This window comes from Shinella sp. 1A1 (assembly GCF_055379515.1).
This window is the reverse complement of the sequence record NZ_AP039671.1, coordinates 1,499,459-1,522,363: the sequence shown is the minus strand read 5'-3', so window position 1 is coordinate 1,522,363 and position 22,905 is coordinate 1,499,459. Positions and strand designations below refer to the sequence as shown.

Annotated in this window: 22 protein-coding genes; 5 read left to right on the top strand and 17 right to left on the bottom strand. The window is 65.4% G+C overall.

Going from position 1 to position 22,905, the window contains the following annotated elements; genetic code table 11:
• Positions 1–27: 27 nt before the first annotated feature.
• A complete protein-coding gene (locus ACZ48C_RS07715; RefSeq protein ID WP_119256308.1) occupies positions 28–648 on the top strand; it encodes a GntR family transcriptional regulator in 621 nt (206 codons plus the stop codon).
• 61 nt (positions 649–709) lie between these two features.
• Here ACZ48C_RS07715 and ACZ48C_RS07710 read toward each other — a convergent pair whose 3' ends face one another.
• From ACZ48C_RS07710 to cysG, 5 genes are all read right to left on the bottom strand, one after another.
• Positions 710–1,522, bottom strand: coding sequence for a ferredoxin--NADP reductase (locus ACZ48C_RS07710; protein WP_464782646.1), 813 nt, complete (start codon positions 1,520–1,522; stop codon positions 710–712).
• Positions 1,523–1,727: 205 nt separating this feature from the next.
• A complete protein-coding gene (locus ACZ48C_RS07705; RefSeq protein ID WP_464782645.1) occupies positions 1,728–2,228 on the bottom strand; it encodes a DUF934 domain-containing protein in 501 nt (166 codons plus the stop codon).
• Between the two features lie 11 nt (positions 2,229–2,239).
• Positions 2,240–3,913, bottom strand: a complete 1,674-nt coding sequence (locus ACZ48C_RS07700) for a nitrite/sulfite reductase (protein ID WP_464782644.1) — start codon at positions 3,911–3,913, stop codon at positions 2,240–2,242.
• A 9-nt stretch (positions 3,914–3,922) separates the two neighbouring features.
• On the bottom strand, positions 3,923–4,231 hold the full coding sequence (locus ACZ48C_RS07695; protein WP_454635403.1) for a DUF2849 domain-containing protein: 309 nt from the start codon (positions 4,229–4,231) through the stop codon (positions 3,923–3,925).
• A 1-nt stretch (position 4,232) separates the two neighbouring features.
• The gene (cysG, locus tag ACZ48C_RS07690; protein WP_464782643.1) at positions 4,233–5,672 is read right to left on the bottom strand and encodes a siroheme synthase CysG; all 1,440 of its coding nucleotides are present in this window, start codon (positions 5,670–5,672) and stop codon (positions 4,233–4,235) included.
• Positions 5,673–5,868: 196 nt separating this feature from the next.
• Here cysG and ACZ48C_RS07685 point away from each other — a divergent pair, with 196 nt between their 5' ends.
• On the top strand, positions 5,869–6,456 hold the full coding sequence (locus tag ACZ48C_RS07685; protein ID WP_464782642.1) for a deaminase: 588 nt from the start codon (positions 5,869–5,871) through the stop codon (positions 6,454–6,456).
• An 8-nt stretch (positions 6,457–6,464) separates the two neighbouring features.
• Positions 6,465–7,301: a nucleoside triphosphate pyrophosphohydrolase gene (gene mazG, locus ACZ48C_RS07680; protein WP_464782641.1), complete on the top strand. Its 837-nt coding sequence runs from the start codon at positions 6,465–6,467 to the stop codon at positions 7,299–7,301.
• A 194-nt stretch (positions 7,302–7,495) separates the two neighbouring features.
• Here mazG and hflX read toward each other — a convergent pair whose 3' ends face one another.
• The 9 genes from hflX to dusB all read right to left on the bottom strand — a co-directional run bounded on the left by hflX (position 7,496) and on the right by dusB (position 18,969).
• A complete protein-coding gene (hflX, locus tag ACZ48C_RS07675; RefSeq protein ID WP_318912001.1) occupies positions 7,496–8,821 on the bottom strand; it encodes a GTPase HflX in 1,326 nt (441 codons plus the stop codon).
• Positions 8,822–8,898: 77 nt separating this feature from the next.
• A complete protein-coding gene (hfq, locus tag ACZ48C_RS07670; RefSeq protein ID WP_023514954.1) occupies positions 8,899–9,141 on the bottom strand; it encodes an RNA chaperone Hfq in 243 nt (80 codons plus the stop codon).
• A 98-nt stretch (positions 9,142–9,239) separates the two neighbouring features.
• Positions 9,240–10,103: a D-amino-acid transaminase gene (locus tag ACZ48C_RS07665; protein ID WP_464782640.1), complete on the bottom strand. Its 864-nt coding sequence runs from the start codon at positions 10,101–10,103 to the stop codon at positions 9,240–9,242.
• Between the two features lie 8 nt (positions 10,104–10,111).
• Positions 10,112–11,488 carry a Trk system potassium transporter TrkA gene (gene trkA / locus ACZ48C_RS07660; protein WP_119256298.1) on the bottom strand — a complete coding sequence of 459 codons (1,377 nt, stop codon included), beginning with the start codon at positions 11,486–11,488 and terminating at the stop codon, positions 10,112–10,114.
• A 30-nt stretch (positions 11,489–11,518) separates the two neighbouring features.
• Positions 11,519–12,883, bottom strand: a complete 1,365-nt coding sequence (gene ntrX / locus ACZ48C_RS07655; RefSeq protein WP_464782639.1) for a nitrogen assimilation response regulator NtrX — start codon at positions 12,881–12,883, stop codon at positions 11,519–11,521.
• On the bottom strand, positions 12,873–15,143 hold the full coding sequence (locus tag ACZ48C_RS07650) for a sensor histidine kinase NtrY-like (protein WP_464782638.1): 2,271 nt from the start codon (positions 15,141–15,143) through the stop codon (positions 12,873–12,875). The genes ntrX and ACZ48C_RS07650 overlap by 11 nt, the downstream gene beginning before the upstream one ends.
• Positions 15,144–15,344: 201 nt before the next feature.
• Entirely contained in the window at positions 15,345–16,799 is a 1,455-nt protein-coding gene (gene ntrC / locus ACZ48C_RS07645; protein ID WP_119256296.1) for a nitrogen regulation protein NR(I), read from the bottom strand.
• Entirely contained in the window at positions 16,799–17,947 is a 1,149-nt protein-coding gene (locus ACZ48C_RS07640) for a two-component system sensor histidine kinase NtrB (RefSeq protein WP_464782637.1), read from the bottom strand. Before ACZ48C_RS07640 ends, ntrC begins: the two co-directional genes overlap by 1 nt.
• Complete coding sequence (gene dusB / locus ACZ48C_RS07635) at positions 17,944–18,969, bottom strand: tRNA dihydrouridine synthase DusB (RefSeq protein WP_464782636.1); 1,026 nt, start codon at positions 18,967–18,969, stop codon at positions 17,944–17,946. Before dusB ends, ACZ48C_RS07640 begins: the two co-directional genes overlap by 4 nt.
• Before the next feature lie 144 nt (positions 18,970–19,113).
• Between dusB and ACZ48C_RS07630 the strand changes: the two genes are divergently transcribed.
• Together ACZ48C_RS07630 and ACZ48C_RS07625 are read left to right on the top strand one after the other, a co-directional pair.
• Positions 19,114–20,325 carry a bifunctional 2-C-methyl-D-erythritol 4-phosphate cytidylyltransferase/2-C-methyl-D-erythritol 2,4-cyclodiphosphate synthase gene (locus ACZ48C_RS07630; protein WP_464782635.1) on the top strand — a complete coding sequence of 404 codons (1,212 nt, stop codon included), beginning with the start codon at positions 19,114–19,116 and terminating at the stop codon, positions 20,323–20,325.
• Positions 20,322–20,822 carry a CinA family protein gene (locus ACZ48C_RS07625; RefSeq protein ID WP_464782634.1) on the top strand — a complete coding sequence of 167 codons (501 nt, stop codon included), beginning with the start codon at positions 20,322–20,324 and terminating at the stop codon, positions 20,820–20,822. The genes ACZ48C_RS07630 and ACZ48C_RS07625 overlap by 4 nt, the downstream gene beginning before the upstream one ends.
• Here the strand turns inward: ACZ48C_RS07625 and ACZ48C_RS07620 are convergent.
• The 3 genes from ACZ48C_RS07620 to lipA form a co-directional block, all read right to left on the bottom strand.
• Entirely contained in the window at positions 20,811–21,272 is a 462-nt protein-coding gene (locus ACZ48C_RS07620; RefSeq protein WP_424547380.1) for a type II toxin-antitoxin system RatA family toxin, read from the bottom strand. The genes ACZ48C_RS07625 and ACZ48C_RS07620 overlap by 12 nt on opposite strands.
• A 9-nt stretch (positions 21,273–21,281) precedes the next feature.
• Entirely contained in the window at positions 21,282–21,842 is a 561-nt protein-coding gene (locus ACZ48C_RS07615) for a P-loop NTPase family protein (protein WP_464782633.1), read from the bottom strand.
• Positions 21,843–21,912: 70 nt separating this feature from the next.
• Entirely contained in the window at positions 21,913–22,890 is a 978-nt protein-coding gene (gene lipA / locus ACZ48C_RS07610) for a lipoyl synthase (RefSeq protein ID WP_454635393.1), read from the bottom strand.
• Positions 22,891–22,905 lie beyond the last annotated feature (15 nt).

Genomic DNA, 22,905 nt, shown 5'->3' with positions numbered 1-22,905 from the left:
ATGTGATATATCAACCGGGACAACGGAATGACGGAAACCGCGGCATCGCAGGCCCACCTCGCCTATCTCGCCCTCGAAGGGCTCATCGTCACGCTCAAGCTGAAGCCCGGCTCGCTCGTCACGGAAAGAGAGCTCATCGAGCTTGCCGGTCATGGCCGCACGCCGGTGCGCGAGGCGATCCAGAAGCTGGAATGGCAGGGGCTGATCGCCGTGCGCCCCCGCGCCGGCCTGCAGATCACCGCGATCCGCCCCGAGGATCATGAGGAAGTGATGACGACGCGCCGGCAGCTGGAACCCCTTGCCGCCGACCTCGTCGCACGCCATGCCGGCGAAGAGCACCGCGAGCAACTCGTCGCCTGCGCGCAGGAGATGACCGCCTGCTCCATCCGCTCCGACATGGAAGGCTTCCTGGCGGCCGACAAGGCGTTCGACGAGATCATGGAGGCGGCCTGCCCCAACCGCTTCCTGACCTCCGCCCTCGCCTCGCTCCAGACCCATTCGCGCCGCCTGTGGTTCGCCCGCGCCGATCATCGGCACATGGACCGCTCGGTAGACCTGCACGTCAAGGTCATCCGCGCCATCCGCAACGGCGACGGCCCGGCCGCGGCGTCCGCTATGACGGACTTGCTGGATCACCTGTCCGACTGACGGAAAAGCGTTCACAAAAAAGGCGCCCGAAGGCGCCCTTTCCGAAGAACCAGCCCTTCGCTCAGTCGACGAAGGCGCGCTCGATCACGAATTCGGCGGGCTTGCTGTTGGCGCCCTCGGTAAGGCCGGCCTGCTCCAGCAGCGACTTGGTTTCCTTCAGCATCGCGGCGGAGCCGCAGATCATGCCGCGGTCGATCGCCGGATCGAAACGCGGCACGCCGAGATCGGCGAACATCTTGCCGTTGGAAATGAGGTCCGTGATGCGGCCCTGGAACGGATAATCCTCGCGCGTCACCGTCGCATAGTGGCGCAGCTTGTCGCCGACGACTTCGGCGAGGAATTCGTGGTTGCGGATTTCCTCGACGAGGTCGAAGCCGTATTTGAGCTCAGCGACTTCACGGCAGGTATGCGTGAGGATGACCTCGTCGAACTTCTCGTAGGTTTCCGGATCGCGGATAAGGCTCGCGAAGGGCGCGATGCCGGTGCCGGTGGAGAACATGTAGAGCCGCTTGCCGGGCGTCAGCGCATCGAGGACGAGCGTGCCGGTCGGCTTCTTGCGCATCAACACGGTGTCGCCGGGCTTGATCTGCTGGAGATGCGAGGTCAGCGGGCCGTCCGGCACCTTGATCGAGAAGAATTCCAGCTCCTCGTCCCAGGCGGGGCTTGCGATGGAATAGGCGCGGTAGACCGGCTTGTCGCCGACCATCAGGCCGATCATCGCGAATTCGCCGGAGCGGAAGCGGAAGCTTTCCGGGCGCGTCATGCGGAAGCGGAACAGGCGATCCGTATAGTGCTGCACGCTCGTCACCGTCTCGGCGAATACGCCGGCGGGAATGGCGGGCACGAAATCTTCGGTCTTGGCAGGTGCGTTCATTTCGGGATCGATCCTGGCTTGCGTCGGAAAAAATTGACGATAGGCAGATATTACATCTTGAGCGGCAAAGGAAGGTATTCCGTTCCAATGCGCCGATTGGCCGCGCAATAGTTTGCCGCCTGCCTCTTTTCGCGCGGCGCGCGGCCGTTGTCCTTGATCTTGCTCAAGACTATACCACGATTGCGGCCATTCGCCGGCCCCGATGTCAGGCCCGGCGGCGCCAGCTGTAGGAACCGACGTCCTGCGAAGGGCGCGCGGCCGGCTGGTAATGGTTGTCGATGCCTGGCAGGCGGTTTTCCGCAAGCCGCTTCAGCGCCGTCGCATTGCTGACGGCAAAGCTGTCGATGCCGCAGCGAAGCATCAGCGGGATCTGGTCGATCAGCACGTCGCCGACCGCCCTCACCTCGCCCGTGAAGCCGAGCCGCGAGCGCAGCAGCGAGGCGTGGCTGAAGGCGCGCCCGTCGCTGAAGGCCGGGAACGCGACCGCGACCAGCGCCAGCCGGCCCTGATGCCCTTCCAGCCTGCGCACGTCGTCGGCCGGATTGATCAGCACGCCGAGGTCCTTCTCGTCGCTCTCCGCGACCTTCGCGAGGAAGGCGTCGAGGCCGAGGATCGCCTTCTCATTCGAACCGGCCTTGGTCTCCTCCGTTTCGACGACCCAAGGATCGTCCGCCAGGAAACCGGCTTCGTTCCAGATTTTCGTCATGACCGTCCTCCTCAGGCCGCTTCGGCCGTCTTGCCGCCGTAGAGCGCATCCTTGAAAGGCTGCGGCCCAACACGGCGATAGGCGTCGAGGAAGATTTCAGACGGATCGAGGCGAAGGCCGAGATAGGTATCGACGATCACCTCGATGGCATCCGTCACCTTCTCCGGCTCGAAGCCGCGGCCGATGATCTCGCCGATCGACGTGTTCTCGTCGCCCGAGCCGCCGAGCGTGATCTGGTAGAGCTCCTCGCCCTTCTTTTCCACGCCCAGAAGGCCGATATGGCCGACATGGTGATGGCCGCAGGCATTGATGCAGCCGGAGATCTTGATCTTCAGCTCGCCGATCTCGGCCTGCCGTTCCGGCGCGCCGAAGCGGGTGGAAATCTCCTGCGCGACCGGGATCGAGCGGGCATTGGCCAGCGCGCAGTAGTCCAGCCCCGGACAGGCGATGATATCGGTGATGAGGCCCGCATTGGCCGTTGCGAGACCGGCCGCGACGAGGCCGCGGTAGACGGCTTCGAGATCGGCCAGCGCGACATGCGGCAGGATGAGGTTCTGCTCGTGGCTGACGCGGATCTCGTCGAAGGCATATTCCGCGGCGATGTCGGCGACGGCCTCCATCTGCGCATCGGTCGCATCGCCCGGAATGCCGCCGATGGGCTTCAGCGAGATCGTCACCATGCCGTAGTCGGGATGCTTGTGCGGCTGCACGTTCTGATGCACCCAGCGGGCGAAATCCGGGTCGGCCTTCTTCCACTGGGCAAGGCTTGCCCAGCCTTCGGCGCGGGGCGCAAGCTCCGGCGGCGCGAAATAGGCGGAAATGGCGGCGACGTCCTGCTCGGGCAACTTCAGCTCGGTGTCCTTGAGCTCGGCGAACTCGACTTCCACCTGCCGCGCCAGTTCTTCCGCGCCGGTCTCGTGCACGAGGATCTTGATGCGCGCCTTGTACTTGTTGTCGCGGCGACCGTGGAGGTTGTAAACGCGCATGATCGCGGTCGTGTAGGACAGAAGGTCCTCTTCCGGCAGGAAGTCGCGGATCTTCTTGGCGACCAGCGGCGTGCGGCCCTGCCCGCCGCCGACATAGACGGCAAAGCCGATCTCGCCCTTCTCGTTCTTCTTCAGATGCAGGCCGATATCATGCACCTGGATGGCCGCGCGGTCGCGCTCGGCGCCGGTGACGGCGATCTTGAACTTGCGTGGCAGGAAGGAGAATTCCGGATGGACGGAGGACCACTGGCGCAGGATCTCCGCATAGGGCCGCGGATCGGCGACCTCGTCGGCCGCGGCGCCCGCGAAATGATCGGCCGTGACGTTGCGGATGCAGTTGCCGGAGGTCTGCAGCGCGTGCATCTCGACCGTCGCGAGCTCGGCCAGCGCATCGGGCAGCTCGGAAAGCTTCGGCCAGTTGTACTGGATGTTCTGGCGCGTGGTGAAATGGCCGTAGCCGCGGTCATATTTGCGGGCGATATGGGCCAGCATGCGCATCTGGCGCGAATTCAGCGTGCCGTAGGGAATGGCGACGCGCAGCATATAGGCGTGAAGCTGGAGATAGACGCCGTTCATCAGGCGCAGCGGCTTGAACGCATCCTCGGCCAGCTCGCCGGAAAGGCGGCGCGCGACCTGGTCGCGGAACTGTTCCACGCGGCCGGAGACAAAGGCGTGATCGAATTCGTCGTAACGGTACATGCAATATCCTCAGGCGGCCGTGGCGGCGAGGCCGACATAGCCGGCGGCATAGGCGATGGTCGGGCCCTGCGCGCGGATGCGCTCGCGCATGCGCAGCGGGCGCAGCACGCCGTCGACCTCCTCGACGTCGACCACGTTCACGTCGACCACCTTGTTGTCGGCGAAGGCCTGCTTGCCGGTGGCTTCCAGCGCCTCGACGGCCTCCTTGTGGCGCGCGACGAAGGCGGCCTGGAGCTGTTCGTTCCAGGTGCCGGCGGCGTCGAGCCAGACGGAGATGCCGTCGGAAAGGCGATTGGCTGTCAGAACCTTGTCGGCCATGTCATGCTCCCAGTGCTGCTGTGGCGCGAACCGGATCGCGGGCGGCGAGCGGTTCGGAATGTTCGAAATTGGCGCCGGCGACGGCTTCGCCGATGATCACCATGACCGGGCCGGAAAGCTCGTCGCGATGCTCGAGGCCCGGAAGGTCCTTGAGCGTGCCGTGCAGCAGCCGCTTCTCGCGGCGGCTGGCATTCTCCACGACGGCGACGGTCGTGTCGGCCGGAAGGCCGGCATCCATCAGCCGCGCAGCGACGGAAGCGGCGACCGTGCGGCCCATATAGACGGCGACGGTGGCGCCGGAAATGGCAAGCCGCGCCCAGTCCGGCAGCACGGCGCCCATCAGATCGTGACCGGTGGTGAAGACGAGCGAGGAGGCAACGCCGCGCAGCGTCAGCGGCAGCTCGAAATCGGCGGCGGCCGCGAAGGCCGAGGTGATGCCCGGCACGACCTCGTAAGTGACGCCGGCCTGGCGGAGCGCGGCCATTTCCTCGCCGGCACGGCCATAGACCAGTGGATCGCCGGACTTCAGGCGCACGACGCGCTTGCCTGCCTTGCCGAGCTCGACCAGGAGGTCGTTGATCTCTTCCTGCGACTTGGAATGGCAGCCCTTGCGCTTGCCGACCGACAGGCGCTCGGCATCGCGCCGACCCATGTCGACGATGGCCTGCGGCACGAGCGCATCGAAGACGATGACATCGGCATTCATCATCACGCGCTGGGCGCGCAGCGTCAGCAGGTCTTCCGCGCCCGGACCGGCGCCGACGAGCCAGACATGGCCGGCGGCCCTGTCCTGCGAATTCAGCAGCGCGTTTGCGGAGCGGCGGGCGAGCTCGATATCGCCATTGTCGACGGCATCGGCGACGGCGCCCTGGAAGAAGCGGCGCCAGAAGACGCGGCGGGTGACGCCACGCGGCAGCACGCGGTCGACGGCTTCGCGGTAGCTGTCGGCAAGGCTGGCAAGGCGGCCGAGCGAGGGCGAAAGAAGCTGGTCGACCTGCGCGCGGATCATCTGCGCGAGGACGGGACCAGCGCCCTCCGTGCCGATGGCGACGGCGACAGGCGCGCGGTTGACGAGCGCCGGCGTGAAGAAATCGCAATAGTCGGGCTGGTCCACGGCATTGACCGGGATGTGCAGTTCGCGGGCGGCTGTGGCGATGGCGCGGTCAGCACCCGCATCGCCGGTCGCGGCGAAGACGAGCGTCGCATCCGCGATGGCGTCCTTCGAGAAGGGAGCACGGACGAGATCGAGGCCCTTCTCGGCGATGAAGCGGGCGAAATCGGCCTCCGGCGCCTCGGCCAGAACGACGATCCGGGCATCCGTATTGAAAAGCAGGCGGGTCTTGGCGAAAGCCTCGTCGCCCTCGCCCACGACGACGACCGTCCTGCCGCTGACGCGGAAGAACGCCGGGAATGTCGAGAGCTTGGCCTGTGCTTCGGTCATGGTCGGGTCCGGTTGAAGTGTGCGCAATATCGCGAAAATCGGCCAGCAACAAAAGAAACAGAAATTCCAATGGCCTTGGAGGGGCGTATTGTTTTACTCACAGGCCCCGCATTTTGAGCATAAGTCACCGGCCGCCCTTGCCTGTCCGCGCTCGCGACCGCTAAGGATGCCGGGAAAGCCAATCGGGATTCCCATCATGGACCAGGCTACGCTCGTAAAGCGCCTCCTCGACGTCATCGAATTCGACATCCTGCCGCTGACGCGTCAGGGCGTTCGCGCCGGCAACAAGGTGTTCGGCGCGGCGGTCCTGCGAAAATCCGATCTCTCGCTGGTCATCGCCGAAACGAACAACGAGACGGAAAATCCGCTCTGGCATGGCGAAGTGCACACGCTGAAGCGCCTTTACGAGCGCGTCGAAAAGCCGGACACGAAGGACTACGTCTTCCTCTCGACGCACGAGCCCTGCTCCATGTGCCTTTCGGCCATCACCTGGGCCGGCTTCGACAATTTCTACTATTTCTTCAGCCATGAGGATTCGCGCGACAGCTTCGCGATCCCGCATGACCTGCGCATCCTCAAGGAGGTCTTCCGGCTCGATGCCGGCGGCTATGCGAAGACCAACGCCTTCTGGCATTCAGCCGCCATCGCCGACCTCATCGCCACCTCTGACGAAGCGGCGAAAGTCGATCTCAAGAGGCAGGACGCCGAGATCCGCGCCGCCTATGACGCGCTTTCCGAGTGCTACCAGTCCGGCAAGGCCGGCAACACCATTCCGCTGAACTGAGGGTCGCCATGCAGCCGAGCCGCGACATCGACCGTCTGATCGAAATCATGGCCGCCCTGCGCCAGCCCGAGACCGGCTGCCCCTGGGACGTCGTCCAGACCTTCGAGACGATCAAGCCCTACACGATCGAGGAAGCCTACGAGGTCGCCGACGCCATCGAGCGGAACGACATGGACGACCTCTGCGAGGAGCTGGGCGACCTTCTGCTCCAGGTCGTCTTCCATGGGCGCATGGCCGAGGAGCGCGGCGAATTCGATTTCGGCAGCGTGGTCGAGGCCGTGACCCGCAAGATGATCCGCCGCCATCCGCATGTCTTCGCCCGCTCGGATGCCGACACGCCCGAGGCGGTGAAGCTGCAATGGGACGAGATCAAGCAGGCGGAGAAACGCGAGCGCAAGGAGCGCCGCGCCAAGCGTGGCCTGCCGGAGGATCCGTTGCGCGGCCATCTCGGCTCGGTGCAGCGCTCGTTCCCGGCGCTCGTCGAGGCGCTGAAGCTCCAGGAGCGCGCGGCGAAGGTCGGCTTCGACTGGTCGGAGCCCGCACCGATCCTCGACAAGATCGAGGAGGAGATCGGCGAATTGCGCGAGGCCCTTCGCGACGACGACAAGAAAGCCGTTGCCGACGAGCTCGGCGACCTGATCTTCGCGCTGGTCAATATCGGCCGCCATGTCGGCGCCGACCCGGAAATGGCGCTGCGTGGCACCAACACCAAGTTCCGCAACCGGTTCTCGCATATCGAGGACAGCCTTGCGGCCAATGGCGAAAGCCTCGAAAAGGCGACGCTGGAGCGGATGGAAGAGTTGTGGCAGGCGGCGAAGGGGATCGAGCGACAATTGGCGAAATAGGCCGGGGCCGCCCCTCATCTGCCTGCCGGCACCTTCTCCCCGCAAGCGGGGCGAAGGCCTATGCCGGTCCGGTTTCCCGAACTACCAGCGCCAGCAAGAGAACGGGACCTCTCCACATCTCCCTTCTCCCCGCTTTCGGGGAGAAGGTCGCGGCAGCGGGATGAGGGGCTATTTCACGACCGGACGCGCCGGCGTCAGCGCTCCCAATCTTCCCGCACCGGCTTGCCGCCGATACCGAGCCGGCGGTCGAGCTCCGCGGCTTCCGTTTCCGTCAGCCGCAGTTCCAGCCGCACATTGCCGTCCTCAAGGTCCTCGCGGGCATCGACGATGGAATGATCGTAGATCCACGGCAGAAGCTGCAACTGCATCACGGGCACCACGACGTCCCGATCGACCAGTACGCCGGAAAGGCGCTGGTTGATCTCGGCCAGCAGCCTGTCGACACCCTCGCCGGAAATCGCCGAAACGGCGATGACGTTGGGCTGGCTTTCCGCCTTCTGCACCAGCGCCTCGCGCGCCTCCGGCTCCAGCCGGTCGATCTTGTTCCAGACTTCGAGGATGCGTTCTGCGCCGTCCTTCTCGTCGATGCCGAGATCGGCGAGAATGCGCAGCACGTCGGACGACTGCGCGCCGTTGTCCGGGTCGGACATGTCGCGCACATGCAGGATCAGGTCCGCCTCCAGCACCTCTTCCAGCGTCGCGCGGAAGGCGGCGACGAGGTGGGTCGGCAGGTCGGAGATGAAGCCCACCGTATCGGAGAGGATGACGGTGCGGCCCTGCGGCAGCTTCATGCGGCGCAAGGTCGGGTCGAGCGTGGCGAAGAGCATGTCCTCGGCCAGCACCCCTGCCCCGGTGATGCGGTTGAACAGCGTCGACTTGCCGGCATTGGTATAGCCGACGAGCGCGACGATGGGATGCGGCACCTTCTTGCGCTTGGAGCGGTGAAGCTGGCGGGTGCGGCGCACCTGCTCCAGCTCGCGCTCCAGCTTGACGATCTTGTCCTGCAAGAGGCGGCGGTCGGCCTCGATCTGCGTTTCGCCCGGGCCGCCCATGAAGCCCGCGCCGCCGCGCTGGCGCTCGAGGTGGGTCCAGCTCCGCACGAGACGACCGCGCTGGTAGTTGAGATGGGCGAGCTCGACCTGAAGCGTGCCTTCCTTGGTGGAGGCCCGGCGGCCGAAGATTTCGAGAATGAGGCCGGTTCGGTCGATGACCTTGGCGTTCCATTCCTTCTCGAGATTGCGCTGCTGCACGGGCGTCAGGGGATGGTCGACGATGACGAGGCCGGCATCGTGCTCGTCGAGCGCCGCCTTGATCTCCTCTATCTTGCCGCTGCCGAGCAGCGTGCCGGGCTTCGGCTGGCTGACGGGCACGATGGCCGAGAAGGCGACGGTGAGGTCGATGGCGCGGGCAAGGCCAATCGCCTCTTCCAGACGCGCCTCGTCGGATCGCGGCGCGGGGGCTGCCGGGTCAGGCTTGGCGCGCGCGGCCTTCAGCACCGGCACGATGACGACGGCACGCATGTCGTCCCGGTGCTTTTCGGCTTCCGGGACGATGGAGTCCTTGCTTGTATCGGATTTGCTAATGTTCTTGGGTCCTGTCAGGAGCCGCTTTCCTCGGTCTCGAACATCTGCAGCGGCTGGCCGGGCATGATGGTGGAGATCGCGTGCTTGTAGACGAGCTGCGAGTGGCCGTCGCGACGAAGCAGCACACAGAAGTTGTCGAAGGAGGTGACAACCCCGGTCAGCTTGACCCCGTTGATGAGGAAGATCGTCAGGGAAATTTTTTGCTTGCGAACGGTGTTAAGGAAAAGATCCTGAAGGTTCTGAGAACGTTCCGCCATGGCGCCGCTTCTTTCTGATTGCCGGCCCTCAAGACCGGATTGACTGAAAATAAATGTCCCCAGGCCCGGAAGAAACTCCCGGACCGTCGGGTTTGGTATCAAATCGCGGTCTTCTCCGCAACGGCGAAAAAAGCGTCCCGAAGTTTCTGCGCGGTCAGGCCGGGATGGCCGTTGGCGATGGCGTGGCCGTCGATGGCGACGACCGGCAGGCAGATCGTCGTCGCGCCGGTGACGAAGACTTCCCGCGCTTCCAGCATTTCCGCGACGGAAAAGCGCCGCTCCTCCACCGCAATGCCGAGTTTTGCGGCAACGTCCATCAGCGTCGTGCGGGTGATGCCGCGCAGGATCGCGCGGTCGGCCGGGCGCGTCACGAGCCGGCCCGCCTTGTCGACGATCCACAGGTTCGTCGCACCACCCTCCGTCACATTGCCCTCGGCATCGACGAAGATCGCTTCCTGCGCGCCCGCCTCCTTCGCCTGCTGGCGGGCAAGTACGTTCGGCAAGAGGCCGACCGTCTTGATGTCCACCCGCTCCCAGCGATTGTCCGGAACGGTCACCGCCTTGATGCCGGCCGCATATTTCTCGGCACCTGCCGCTGCGCTCAGGGCTTTCGCGGTGACGACGAGCGAGGCCCGCACCTCCGGCGACGGGAAGACATGGTCACGGCGGGCCGTGCCGCGCGTCACCTGGAGATAGACCATGCCGTCGGTCACGCGGTTGCGGCGAAGCACTTCCTTCATGATTCCGACCAGCGCGGCGCGTGGCATCGGCGGGCGGATGCGGATTTCACCCAGCGAGCGGTCGAGCCGGTCGAGATGGCGCGTCAGGTCCACGATGAAGCCATGCCGTATCTGGCAGACCTCGTAGACGGCATCGGCGAAGAGGAAGCCGCGGTCGTCGATATGCACGGCGGCATCGGCATGGCGAACGTAGCGGCCGTTGACATAGGCGAAACGGGGCATGGGAAATCCTAGAAATACTGGATGCTGACGCGAAAGAGCTGCTCGACATGGCGCACGGCCGCCGCCGCGGCGAAGAGCACGACCCGGTCCTTCGCTTTGATCTTGGTGTTACCATCCGGGCGGATCACCGTCTGGTCGCGATAGACCGCACCAATGCGGATGCCCGGCGGCAGCTCGATCTCGCGCAGCGGGCGGCCGACCAGCGGCGAGGTTTCCAGCGCCTCGGCCTCGATCACCTCGGCCGAGCCCTTCTGAACGGCATAGACCGCGCGGATGCGGCCCTTGCGGACATGTTGCAGGATGCCGGAGATCGTGACGGCGCGCGGATTGATATGCGCGTCGATGCCGAGGGTCTTGGTGAAATCCTCATAGGCAGGATCGTTGATCAGGACTAGGTTCTGCTTGCAGCCGAGACGCTTGGCCATGACGCTGCCGAGAATGTTGATCTGGTCGTTGTTGGTGAGCGCGACGATCAGGTCCGCATCCTGGATATCGGCTTGCAGCAGCATCCGCTGGTCGAGCGCCGAGCCGTGCAGCACGACGGCATTGCGCAGCTTGTCGGCGACCGCGACGGCGCGCTCGCGGTCGCTCTCGATGATCTTGAGCCGCGTCTTCGGCTGGTAATCCTCGATGGCCTTGGCGACGAAATAGCCGATATTACCGCCGCCGGCGATGACGATGCGGGCGGCCTCCTGCTCCTCGTGGCCGAAGAGCGCGAGCGTGCGCCGCACATGCCCCTTGTCGCAGACCACATAGGCGAGATCGCCGGAATGGAGCTGGTCGGAGGAATTGGGAACGAAGAGCCTGCCGTTGGAATAGATGCCGGTGACGGTGGCGTTGAGGTCCGGGAAAAGCTCGCTGAGCTGTTTCAGCGGCGTCTCGACGACCGGACAATCCTCCATGCACTCGATGGCCACCATGACGATGCGGTCGTCGGCGAAGCGCACGACATCCGTCGCACCGGGGAAGGAGATGCGCCGCAGCACCATCTTGCCCACCTCCACCTCGGGCGAGATGGTGACGTCGATGGGCATGTTCTCGCGCGAGAAGAGATCGGAATATTCCGGCGCCAGATAGTTCTGCGAGCGAATGCGGGCAATCTTGGTCGGCACGTTGAAGAGCGAATGCGCCACCTGGCAGGCGACCATGTTGATCTCGTCGAACAGCGTCACGGCGATGATCATGTCCGCCTGGTCGGCGCCGGCCTTCGCCAGCACCTCGGGATGCGCGCCGTGGCCGACGACGCCGCTGACGTCGAGCGTCTCGGTGATGGCCGCTATCAGCGAGGGCTGATTGTCGATCACCGAGACGTCGTTACCCTCTTCGGACAACCGTTCTGCGATACCGTAGCCGACGCGTCCGGCGCCGCAGATGATGACCTTCATGACGTCGAATCCCTCAAATCCCCGAGGGCCTTATACGCCAAGCGACTTCAGTTTGCGATGGAGCGCGGAGCGTTCCATGCCGACGAATTCGGCCGTGCGGGAGATGTTGCCGCCGAAACGGTTGATCTGGGCGATGAGATAGTCCCGCTCGAACATTTCGCGCGCCTCGCGCAGCGGCAGCGTCATGATGTGCTGGTCGCCCTGGGTCGAGATCTTCGGCAGCATGTCGCCCACTTCCGTCGGCAGCATGTCGGCGGTGATCGGCGTATCGGGACCATCGCTGCGGGCGAGGATCATCAGCCGCTCGATATTGTTGCGGAGCTGGCGGATATTGCCCGGCCAGTCGTGCGCCTGGAGCACGGCGAGCGCATCGTCGCCGATCTTGCGTGCCCGGATGCCGGCCTGCTCGCTGACCTGGCGCATGAACATGTCGACGAGGAAGGGAATGTCCTCACGCCGCTCGGCAAGCGGCGGCACGCGCACCGGCACCACCGCGAGGCGATGGTAGAGGTCTTCCCGGAAGCCGCCCTCGGCGATCAGGCTTTCGAGATTGTAGGCGGTGGAGGAGATGATGCGCACATCGACCTTCACCCGCTTGGAGCCGCCGACGCGCTCGAACTGCTGGTCGACGAGCACGCGCAGGATCTTGTTCTGCGTCTCGCGCGGCATCTCGCCGATCTCGTCGAGATAGAGGATGCCGCCATGGGCCTCCTCCAGCGCGCCGGTGCGGCGCGGCTGGCCGGGCGTGCCCTCCGTGCCGAACAGCGCGATCTCCATGCGCTCCGGCGTGATGGCCGCCGCGTTCAGCACGACGAACGGGCCGTTCGCGCGGCTCGACTTGCGGTGGATCATCCGCGCCACCAGCTCCTTGCCGGAGCCTGAGGGGCCGAGGATCATGATGCGGCTATTGGTCGGGGAAACCTTCTCGATATTCTGGCGAAGCTGCGAGACGGCGACGGAGGTGCCGATCAGCTCGGCCGGATCGCCGGAGCGCTTCTTCAGCTCCGTCACCTCGCGGCGCAGCTTGGAATTCTCCAGCGCCCGCTCGGCGATCAGGATCAGCCGGTCAGCCTTGAAGGGCTTCTCGATGAAATCGTAGGCGCCGCGGCGGATTGCCGAGACGGCCGTCTCGATATTGCCGTGGCCGGAGATCATCACGACCGGCAGGTCCGGGTAGCGGCTCTTGATCTCGTCGAGCAGCGCGAGGCCGTCGAGCTTGCTGCCCTGCATCCAGATATCGAGGAAGACGAGGCGCGGCACGCGGTCGCTGATGGCGGCAAGCGCGCTGTCGCTGTCGAAGGCAGTGCGCGTCTCGTGCCCCTCGTCCGAAAGAATGCCGGAGACGATCTCGCGGATGTCCTCTTCGTCGTCCACTACGAGAATATCAGACGCCATGGCTCATTTCCTTGCTCTTATTATCCGCATCGGCGGCCACCGTTTCCTCGTAGGGCAGGATCACGCGGATCATCGCCCCATGGCCGTGGTCGAAGTCCGCAGGCGCATCGTGCAGCTCGAGCTGCCCACCATGGTCTTCGATGATCTTCTTGACGATTGCGAGGCCGAGCCCCGTGCCCTTCTCACGCATCGTCATATAGGGTTCGAGAATACGGTGCCGGTTCTCGGTCGGCAGGCCCTTCCCGTTGTCGACGACATCGACGACGAAGCGGCGACCCGCATCGTCCGGCCGGGCACGCACGAGGATCTTGCGCTCGTCGCGCGAGGCATCCGGCGGCAGCGCCTCGATGGCCTCCACCGCATTCTTGATGAGATTGCCGAAGGCCTGGCCGAGCATGCGCGCATCGAACAATCCGGTCAGCGGGACCTCGCCGAGGTCCTTGTGGAAGGCGACGTGGTTGTTGCCCATCTCGCGCAGGAACACCGCATCCTTGAGGATGCCGCGCAGGTCCGAGCGTTCCTTGGTCGGCTTCGGCATGCGCGCGAAGGCGGAGAATTCGTCCACCATGCGGCCGATGTCCTCGACCTGACGCACGATGGTGTCCGTACACTGGTCGAAGACCGCGCGGTCCTCCTGGTCGATCTGCTTGCCGTAGCGGCGGCGGATGCGTTCGGCGGAAAGCTGGATAGGCGTCAGCGGGTTCTTGATCTCGTGGGCGATGCGGCGCGCCACGTCCGCCCAGGCGGTCGAGCGCTGAGCGATGACGAGGTCCGTGATGTCGTCGATGGTGACGACGTAGGATTCCTGCGCGTCCTTGGCCTCTTCGCGCGTCACCTGCACGTTCAGCGTCCGCTCCTTGCCGCCGTGCATGATGTTGACCTGCCGGCGGTAATCGTTGCGGTGGCGGTGCGATCCTTCCGCCAGCACGGCGGCGATCTCCGGCGCCACCTCGGCAAGCGGCTGGCCGATCAGGTCGTTCACCTGCCGGCCGAGCAGGATTTCCGCGGAAAGATTGGCGATGGTCACGCGGCCATCGCCCTCGACGCCGATGACGGCGGCCGTCACGCCCGACAGCACCGCCTCGATGAAGCGCCGGCGATGGTCGACCTCGTCCTTCGCGTCGAGGATCTGGTCCTGCTGCGCACGAATCTCGGCGATCATCTTGTTGAAGGTGCGCGAGAGATTACCGACGTCGCCATCGGCGACGCGCACCGGCACGCTGACGTCGAGATTGCCGGAGGCGACGCTGTCGGCCGCGCCGATCAACTGGCGGATCGGCCGCACGATACGGTCGGCCACCGCGATGGCGGTCCAGATGGCGGCGAGAAGCACGATCAGCGCGAAGCCGATATAGAGCACACCGAAGGCGATCTGCAGCGTCGTGCGCCCGGCCTCGAGTGCGCGGTATTCGGCGGTGTTCTCCTCCATCAGCCGCATCGAGCGCATCACCTCGGGATCGACCGTGCGGATCGTGTAGAGGAAGGCGTCCGGTATGTTTTCCAGCTTGATGATCGCGCCGACGAGGTTCGTCGCGCCCGGCGGGATGAGCGTCGGCTGGCCTGCGGCGGAGGCTCTCAGCGCGTCCTCGGGGATCGGCGGCAAGGGATTTTCGGTCTGGATATTGGCCTGCAGGATAGTCGATCCGTCGGCGCGCATCAGGAAGGCGCCGAGCATCCCGCGCCCGCGCGCCTGCCGCGTCATCAGCTCGATGAAGCCGGTGCGGTCGAGGCTGTAGAGCTGGCGGTTGCGGTCGAGGTCGTTGGCCATGGAGACCGTCTGGCCTTGCAGATAGCTGGCATTTTCCAGCACATAGGCCTGCGCCACGTTCAGCGACGAGCTGACGATCGACTGGGTGCGGATGGAAAACCACCGGTCGAGGCCGACATCGAGCGTGATGGACGCGAAGATGGCGACGAGCACGGCGGGCGTGATCGCCACGATCGAGAACAGCGCGACGATGCGCACGTGAAGCCGCGCGGCGGCACGGCCGCGGCTGCGGGCGCGCAGCAGCCGCAGGATCTCGCGGCCGATCAGGAACATCAGGCCGACGACGAAGAGCGCGTTGACCGACGCCGAGGCGATGACGACGTTGGCTTCCGGCTTGATCGGCGTCAGGCCGAGCAGGATGAACAGCGAGATCGTCGCGGCGACGAGCGCGCCGCCGGCCAGGAGAAGCCCCGGCAAGGCGAAGGAGGCGCGCCGGTCGGCGACCGCCCCGTTTTCCTGTCCTTCCGAAAGCAGGCTCACGCCTTCCGTCATCTGCCGCATCGCTCCCCGGCCGTGCACTTTTGGCGCACCGGCGTTCTATCTTGTTTTCCGGGATGGCGCCGGCCGCGTAGAACCGGGTGCCACGCGCCCACGGTTCCGACGGCCGGGCATGCGGGCCTATTCGGCCGCAAACCCCTCTGTTACCCTCAAGCAACAGATTGTGGCCAAAATGCAACGCCCCTTGGCGGCAAGTCAAGCGGAACGGGAACTTCTATACACAGATACACCCAGTTCGCGAATTTTCTTGCGCAGCGTGTTGCGGTTGAGGCCGAGGAGGTCGGCAGCCTTGATCTGGTTGCCACGGGTGGCGGTGAGCGCGGCAAGAATCAGCGGATACTCCATCTCGGCCAGCACGCGCTCATAGAGGCCCGATGGCGGCAGGCTGTCGCCGAAACTTGCGAAATACTGCCGCATGTTCTCTTCCACGGCCTGCGAGATCGACAGCGATCCGCTGCGCGGCACCGCCTTTTCGATGGGGCTGTCGGGAATGTCGGCGCGCAGCTCTGCCTCGATGATCTCGCGGGTGATGATGTCCTGCGGATAGAGCGCGGTCAGCCGGCGCACGACGTTTTCCAGTTCGCGCACGTTGCCTGGCCATGGATGCGCCTTCATCAGCTCCAGCGCCTCCTGGTCGAAGCGCTTGGCATCCAGCCCCTCCTTCTCCGCCTGCTGCACGAAATGGCGCACGAGATCGGGAATGTCCTCCGCCCGGTCGCGCAGCGGCGGCAGGCGCAGCGGCACGACGTTGAGGCGGTAATAGAGGTCTTCGCGGAAAAGGCCCTGGTTGATCGACTGCTTCAGGTCCTTGTTGGTCGCGGCGACGATGCGGACATCGGTGCGGATCGGCGTGCGGCCGCCGACGGTGGTGTATTCGCCCTGCTGGAGAACGCGCAGAAGCCGGGTCTGCGCGTCCATCGGCATGTCGCCGATCTCGTCGAGGAAGAGCGTGCCGCCCTCGGCCTGCTCGAAACGGCCGGTGGAGCGGGTCTGCGCGCCGGTGAAGGCGCCCTTCTCGTGGCCGAAGAGCTCCGATTCGATGAGGTCGCGCGGGATCGCCGCCATATTGATGGCGACGAAGGGGCCGTTCCGGCGCTTGCCGTAGTCGTGCAACGCGCGGGCGACAAGTTCCTTGCCGGTACCCGATTCGCCGGTGATCATCAGCGTCAGGTCCGTCTGCATCAGGCGGGCGAGCACGCGGTAGATCTCCTGCATGGCCGCCGAGCGGCCGACGAGCGGCATGCCGTCCTGCGCGTCGTCGTCGAGGCGGGCCGGCTTGCGCTTCGGTTCGGAGAGCGCCCGGCCGATGATGGCGATCAGTTCGGTGAGGTCGAAGGGTTTCGGCAGGTAGTCGTAGGCGCCCTTTTCCGAGGCCTTGATCGCCGTCATGAAGGTGTTCTGCGCGCTCATGACGAGCACCGGCAAGTCGGGCCGCGCCTTCTTGATGCGCGGCAGCAGGTCGAAGGCGTTCTCGTCCGGCATGACGACGTCGGTCACGACGATGTCGCCCTCGCCGGCGGCGATCCAGCGCCACAGGGTCGCTGCATTGGAGGTGATCCTCACGTCATAACCCGCGCGGCTCAAGGCCTGGTTGAGCACGGTGCGGATCGCGGCATCGTCATCGGCAACGAGGACTGTGGCGCCTGTCATCAATCATGTCCTTTGGTCTTGGGATAGTCGTCGTCTTCACTGACGCCGCGGGAGGCCGGCATCAGCACGCGGAAAGTGGTTCGGGCGCCCTGGCTGTCGCATTCGACGATGCCGCCATGGCCGCCGATGATCTTGGCGACCAAGGCGAGGCCGAGGCCGGAGCCGTTGGTCTTGGTGGTGATGAAGGGATCGAAGAGATGCGGCAGCAGGTCGGCCGGCACGCCCGGCCCGTTGTCGTGCACGCAGAACTCCAGCGGCAGCGAAATCTTCTCCCGCGTACCAGCGACGGAGAGCCGGATGCCCGGCCGGTAGGCGGTGGTGAGCAGTATCTCTCCGTCCGGCCGGTCGCCTATGGCTTCCGAGGCGTTCTTGATGAGGTTGAGGAACACCTGCACGAGCTGGTCGCGATTGGCATAGACCGGCGGCAGCGAGGGGTCGTAGAGCTCGCTGATCTTGATATTGCGCGCAAAGCCGGCTTTCGCGACGGCTTTCACATGGTCGAGCACGGAATGGATGTTGACGGGCACGCGATCGACCGGGCGCTCGTCGGAGAAGACCTCCATGCGGTCGACCAGCGAGACGATGCGGTCGGTCTCGTCGCAGATGAGCCGCGTCAGCGCCCGGTCCTCGTCGATGACGGAGGTTTCCAGAAGCTGCGCCGCGCCGCGGATGCCCGAGAGCGGATTCTTGATTTCATGCGCCAGCATCGAGGCAAGGCCCGTCACGGAGCGGGCGGCGGCGCGGTGGGTGAGCTGACGGTCGATCTTGTCCGCCATCGAACGCTCCTGGATCACCACGACCACGGAGCCCGGATCGGTGGTGACCGGCGCCACATAGATATCGACGAGCTTTTCCGCGCCAAGACGCGGGGAGCTGAGGTCTACCCGGTATTCGCTGACCGGCGCCTTGCGCTCGCGCACCTGGTCGATCAGCGTCAGGAGCGGACTGCCGAAGGGAATGAAGGCCGAGATGTCGTGGCGCGCGAGATGGCTCGCGCTCGCCCCGAAGAAGGATTCGGCCTCCCAATTGGCGAAGGCGATCAGCCCGCCTGCATCGACGAGGATCACCGGGTTCTGGATGGCGTTGAGCACGGCGAGCGCAAGCTCGGGCGCGCGTGCCGCATTGGGATCTGCCGGCTTGCCGGTCATGCGGCCTCTCCGAGCTTCGCTGTCCCGGCCGAAAGCAGGGCCTCGGCCAGCCGTCCGGCGACGAGATCGCTGTCGCGCGCCGTCATGATCTCGGCCTTCGCCGCGCCGGGCAGACCGGGTGCGAAACGCTCCAGATACCAGCCGACATGTTTTCGCGCATGACGCAGGCCCGCCTCGATGCCGTAGAAATCGAGCATCATGCGGTAGTGCTCGACCGCGAGCGTCGAAACCTCCTCCGCGGAGGGGTGCCCGCATGCCCCCGCCAGCACCGCCGGATGCCAGGGCCGGCCCTGCGCGGAGCGGCCGACCATCACAGCATCCGCCCCGGAGCGGCGGAGGATTTCCAGCGCGTCCTCGGCCGTATCGACATCGCCATTGGCAATGAGCGGAATGGAGAGGACATCGCGCACGGCGCGGATCGCATCCCAGTCGGCCCTGCCCTCATAGAACTGCATGCGCGTGCGCCCGTGCACGGTGATCATCGCCGCGCCCGCCGCCTGGGCGCGGGCCGCGATATGCGGGGCGTTCAGCGAATCATGGTCCCAGCCGAGCCGCATCTTCACCGTGACCGGCACCTTCACGGCGTCGACAGTCGCCTCGATCAGGCCGAGCGCATGGTCGGGATCGCGCATCAGCGCGGATCCGGAATAGCCGCCGATCACCTTCTTGGCCGGGCAGCCCATATTGATGTCGATAATGTCGGCACCCTCGCCTTCCGCGATGCGCGCCGCCTCCGCCATCCAGTGCGCCTCGCGCCCGGCGAGCTGCACCATATGCGGGCGGATGCCGCAATTGCGGATGCGCGACCAGCTTTCCCGCGCGTTCAGCGCCAGCTCGCGGCTCGCCACCATCTCCGTAACCACCAGCCCCGCGCCAAAACGCCAGGCGAGATCGCGGAACGGCAGGTCCGTGACACCGGACATCGGCGCCAGCACCACACGGTTGCGCAGGGTCTGCGAACCGATCGCCAGCGGTGCGGAAAGTTGGGGGATCGCCAATTGCTTATCTTTCAAGCAGGTCATGTTTTTGCACTATTTTTAGCCACTATTCTCGTTCTTGCCAAGCCGCAATCACGCCCGGACGCAATTTTCCGCGCGGCGCTGGCATTGCCGCATCCTTCCGGCTAAACCACCCCGAACGCTTTGAAACGGAGGTGTGGAACCGAGATGCTGGCGGAAAATGCGCTATCCTGCGGTGTTGTGATCGTTGCCGCCGGGCGCGGCGAGCGGGCGGGCAGCCATGCCGAAGGCCCCAAGCAATACCGCCGCATCGGCGGAAGGCCGGTCATCTCCCATACGCTCGATCTCTTTGTCAATTGGCCGCATGCCAAGCGTATCGTCGTCGTGATTCATCCCGATGACGAGGTACTGTTCGAAACCGCCCGCGCCGCCGCCCAGCCCGCCGGCGACCGCCTGACGGTCGTCCATGGCGGCCAGACGCGCCAGCAGTCCGTGCTTGCCGGTCTCGAAGCGCTGGCCGTAGACGAGGTCAGCCATGTGCTGATCCAGGATGCCGTGCGCCCCTTCGTCGAGCCCGCTATCCTGGAGCGCACGCTTACCGCCTTCCATCACGGCGCGCGCGCCGTCCTGCCCGCCGTCGCGGTCGCGGACACGCTGAAGCGCGCGGATGCCAACGGCAATGTCGCCGAAACGGTCTCCCGCTCCGGCCTTTTCGCGGCGCAGACGCCGCAGTCCTTCCACTTCCAGACCATCCTGGAAGCCCATCGCCGCGCAAGCGCCTCCGGCCGCACAGATTTCACCGACGATGCGTCCATTGCCGAATGGGCCGGGGTGCGCGTGCATCTCGTCGAAGGCAGTGCCGGCAACGTCAAGCTCACGCTACAGAAGGATATCGCCATGGCCGACCAGCGCCTTTCCCATGGATTGCCCGACGTGCGCACCGGTAACGGCTATGACGTGCACCAGCTCGTCGAAGGCGACGGCGTAACACTCTGCGGCCTCTTCATCCCGCACGACCAGAGGCTTTCCGGTCATTCCGACGCGGATGTCGCGCTGCACGCCCTGACGGATGCCCTGCTCGCCACCTGCGGCGCCGGCGATATCGGCGACCATTTCCCGCCGTCCGATCCGCAATGGAAGGGCGCCGCCTCGCGCATCTTCCTCGAACATGCGGCGGCCATCGTGCGCGCCAACGGCGGCACGATCATGAATGCCGACGTCTCGCTGATCGCCGAGGCGCCGAAGGTCGGCCCGCACCGCGAGGCGATGCGGCGGAACCTTGCGGAATTCCTCGGCATTTCGCAGGATCGCTGCTCGGTGAAGGCGACGACGAACGAGAAGATCGGCTTCGTCGGGCGGCGCGAAGGCATCGCCGCGATCGCCACGGCCACCGTGGTCTACAGGGGGAGCGAGGCATGAGCATCTGGCCGGAGGACATCGAGAAGACCGCGCGGCGCATCGTCACCGATTTTTCCGCGCGCGGGCTGATGATCGCGACCGCCGAATCCTGCACGGCGGGCCTCATTGCCGGCGCACTCACCGAGATCGCCGGCTCGTCCAACGCCTTCGACCGCGGCTTCGTCACCTATTCCAACGCGGCGAAGCAGCAGATGATCGGCGTTTCGGCCGAAACGCTGAAAGCGCATGGCGCCGTCTCGCGCCCGACAGCGCTGGAGATGGCGGAAGGCGCCATTCGGCATTCGAACGCGGACATCTCGGTCGCCGTCACCGGCATTGCCGGCCCCGGCGGCGGCACGGACGAAAAACCGGTCGGCCTCGTCCATCTTGCCGCCGCGCGCAAAGGCCGCGAAACGCTGCATCGGGAAATGCGTTACGGCGATATCGGCCGTAGCGCCGTGCGGCTCGCGACGATCCGCACGGCCCTTGAAATGCTGGTCGAATTGTCAGCCGATTGACGGATCGCCATAGATCGCCGCTGCACGCTTCTCGAAGGCGTCGGTGAACATGCGGAAGGCGCGGTCGAACATCGAGCCCATCAGCGCGCCGAGGATGCGGCTCTTGAACTCGTAGTCGATGAAGAAATGCACCGAACAGCCGCCGTCCGGCGTCGGCTCGAAGCGCCAGCGGTTGTCGAGATAGCGGAAAGGCCCATCGATATATTTCACGTCGATGGCCCGCTCGGCCCGGTTCAGCAGCACCTGCGTCGTAAAGGTCTCGCGGATCGCCTTGTAGCCGACCGTCATGTCCGCGATCAGCAGCTCCTTGCCGTCCCGCTCCTTGCGCGAACGCACCGCCAGCCCCTCGCAGAGGGGCAGGAATTCCGGGTAGCGCTCGACATCGGCGACGAGGTCGTACATCTGCTCGGGCGTATGGGGAACGGGTCTGCGGGTTTCGAACTGGGGCATGGCCGAGAGCTAATGAACCGCGGCAAGTCTTGCAAGTAGCCGGTTGTTCTCGCGCCGCGATTTCAACACGCAAACCGGCACTTCGGGTCCAAATGCCGCAAGATTCTCCTCGATCTCGGGACTTTCCGTCTTCTCGAAATTCCAGACATAGGCAAGGAATTCACGGTCGATCTTCTCCGGACAATCGTCGGCCATTTCCGGCCGCGAGCGCCCGCGATAGCGCAGCCAGCGCGAAATCACGCCGTAAAGCGACATCAGGCGCGGCGGGCGAAGCCATAGTACCAGATGGGTGCGCGGCAGGCGCAGCGGCAGGGTGCCGGGGCTGGTGCCGTCGATGATCCAGCGCTCGCCTGCGACGATCCCCTGAAGACGCGCCAGCGCCTCGGCGCGCGGGCGCGTCTGCCAGCCCGGCAGCCAGAATATCTCCCGGTCCATCGAGACGTAAGGCAGGCCGAGCCGGCCGGCGAGCCTCAGCGCCAGCGTGCTCTTGCCGCTGCCCGAACAGCCGATCACCAGCACGCGCTCCGCGGTCTTCAACCGCTCCGCCGCTTCCTCGATCGTGATCGTCATCGCCGCCTCCGAAATGAAAACCCCGCCGTCGGGCAGGACGGCGGGGCTTAAAGGAGACCGGCGGAAAAGTCTATTCCGCGGCGGCGAGAAGTTTTTTCTCGCGCGCGGTGCGCAGGCGGGCGAAGTCGTCACCGGCATGGTGCGAGGAGCGCGTCAGCGGGCTGGAGGAGACCATCAGGAAGCCCTTGGTATAGGCGACGGTCTCGTAGGACTTGAACTCTTCCGGCGTGACGAACTTTTCCACCTTGTGGTGCTTTCGCGTCGGCTGGAGATACTGGCCGATGGTCAGGAAGTCGACATCGGCGGTGCGCAGGTCGTCCATGAGCTGAAGCACTTCGTTGCGCTCCTCGCCAAGGCCCACCATGATGCCCGACTTGGTGAACATGGTCGGGTCCAGTTCCTTCACGCGCTGCAACAGGCGGACGGAGTGGAAGTAGCGCGCGCCGGGGCGAACCGTCAGGTAATTGCCCGGCACGGTCTCCATGTTGTGGTTGAAGACGTCGGGCTTGGCGGCGACGACGCGCTCCAGCGCACCCGGCTTCTTGAGGAAGTCCGGCGTCAGGATCTCGATGGTCGTTGCGGGGGACGCCGCGCGGATCGCCCAGATCACCTTCTCGAAATGCTCAGCGCCGCCGTCTTCCAGATCGTCGCGGTCGACGGACGTGATGACGACATGCGACAGGCCCATCTGCTTGACGGCCTTGGCGACGTTTTCCGGCTCCGCCATGTCGAGTGCATTGGGCTTGCCCGTCGCCACGTTGCAGAAGGCGCAGGCGCGGGTACAGATCTCGCCCATGATCATGAAGGTCGCGTGCTTCTTATCCCAGCACTCGCCGATATTCGGGCAGCCCGCTTCCTCGCAGACCGTTACCAGCTTGTGCGAGCGCACGAGATCGCGCGTTTCCTGATAGCCCTTGGAGACCGGCGCCTTGACGCGGATCCATTCCGGCTTGCGCAGCACCTCGGTATCCGGCCGGTGGGCCTTTTCCGGGTGGCGAACGCGCGGGGCGTTCGGATCAGGATTGGTGCGGTCGAGAATGGTGACCATGTCTATCCACTTCCT

Coding starts and splice junctions, on each gene's coding strand:
- ACZ48C_RS07715 (WP_119256308.1), top strand. CDS start 28: ATGACGGAAACCGCGGCATCGCAGGCCCACCTCGCCTATCTCGCCCTC.
- ACZ48C_RS07710 (WP_464782646.1), bottom strand. CDS start 1,522: ATGAACGCACCTGCCAAGACCGAAGATTTCGTGCCCGCCATTCCCGCC.
- ACZ48C_RS07705 (WP_464782645.1), bottom strand. CDS start 2,228: ATGACGAAAATCTGGAACGAAGCCGGTTTCCTGGCGGACGATCCTTGG.
- ACZ48C_RS07700 (WP_464782644.1), bottom strand. CDS start 3,913: ATGTACCGTTACGACGAATTCGATCACGCCTTTGTCTCCGGCCGCGTG.
- ACZ48C_RS07695 (WP_454635403.1), bottom strand. CDS start 4,231: ATGGCCGACAAGGTTCTGACAGCCAATCGCCTTTCCGACGGCATCTCC.
- cysG (WP_464782643.1), bottom strand. CDS start 5,672: ATGACCGAAGCACAGGCCAAGCTCTCGACATTCCCGGCGTTCTTCCGC.
- ACZ48C_RS07685 (WP_464782642.1), top strand. CDS start 5,869: ATGGACCAGGCTACGCTCGTAAAGCGCCTCCTCGACGTCATCGAATTC.
- mazG (WP_464782641.1), top strand. CDS start 6,465: ATGCAGCCGAGCCGCGACATCGACCGTCTGATCGAAATCATGGCCGCC.
- hflX (WP_318912001.1), bottom strand. CDS start 8,821: ATGCGTGCCGTCGTCATCGTGCCGGTGCTGAAGGCCGCGCGCGCCAAG.
- hfq (WP_023514954.1), bottom strand. CDS start 9,141: ATGGCGGAACGTTCTCAGAACCTTCAGGATCTTTTCCTTAACACCGTT.
- ACZ48C_RS07665 (WP_464782640.1), bottom strand. CDS start 10,103: ATGCCCCGTTTCGCCTATGTCAACGGCCGCTACGTTCGCCATGCCGAT.
- trkA (WP_119256298.1), bottom strand. CDS start 11,488: ATGAAGGTCATCATCTGCGGCGCCGGACGCGTCGGCTACGGTATCGCA.
- ntrX (WP_464782639.1), bottom strand. CDS start 12,883: ATGGCGTCTGATATTCTCGTAGTGGACGACGAAGAGGACATCCGCGAG.
- ACZ48C_RS07650 (WP_464782638.1), bottom strand. CDS start 15,143: ATGACGGAAGGCGTGAGCCTGCTTTCGGAAGGACAGGAAAACGGGGCG.
- ntrC (WP_119256296.1), bottom strand. CDS start 16,799: ATGACAGGCGCCACAGTCCTCGTTGCCGATGACGATGCCGCGATCCGC.
- ACZ48C_RS07640 (WP_464782637.1), bottom strand. CDS start 17,947: ATGACCGGCAAGCCGGCAGATCCCAATGCGGCACGCGCGCCCGAGCTT.
- dusB (WP_464782636.1), bottom strand. CDS start 18,969: ATGACCTGCTTGAAAGATAAGCAATTGGCGATCCCCCAACTTTCCGCA.
- ACZ48C_RS07630 (WP_464782635.1), top strand. CDS start 19,114: ATGCTGGCGGAAAATGCGCTATCCTGCGGTGTTGTGATCGTTGCCGCC.
- ACZ48C_RS07625 (WP_464782634.1), top strand. CDS start 20,322: ATGAGCATCTGGCCGGAGGACATCGAGAAGACCGCGCGGCGCATCGTC.
- ACZ48C_RS07620 (WP_424547380.1), bottom strand. CDS start 21,272: ATGCCCCAGTTCGAAACCCGCAGACCCGTTCCCCATACGCCCGAGCAG.
- ACZ48C_RS07615 (WP_464782633.1), bottom strand. CDS start 21,842: ATGACGATCACGATCGAGGAAGCGGCGGAGCGGTTGAAGACCGCGGAG.
- lipA (WP_454635393.1), bottom strand. CDS start 22,890: ATGGTCACCATTCTCGACCGCACCAATCCTGATCCGAACGCCCCGCGC.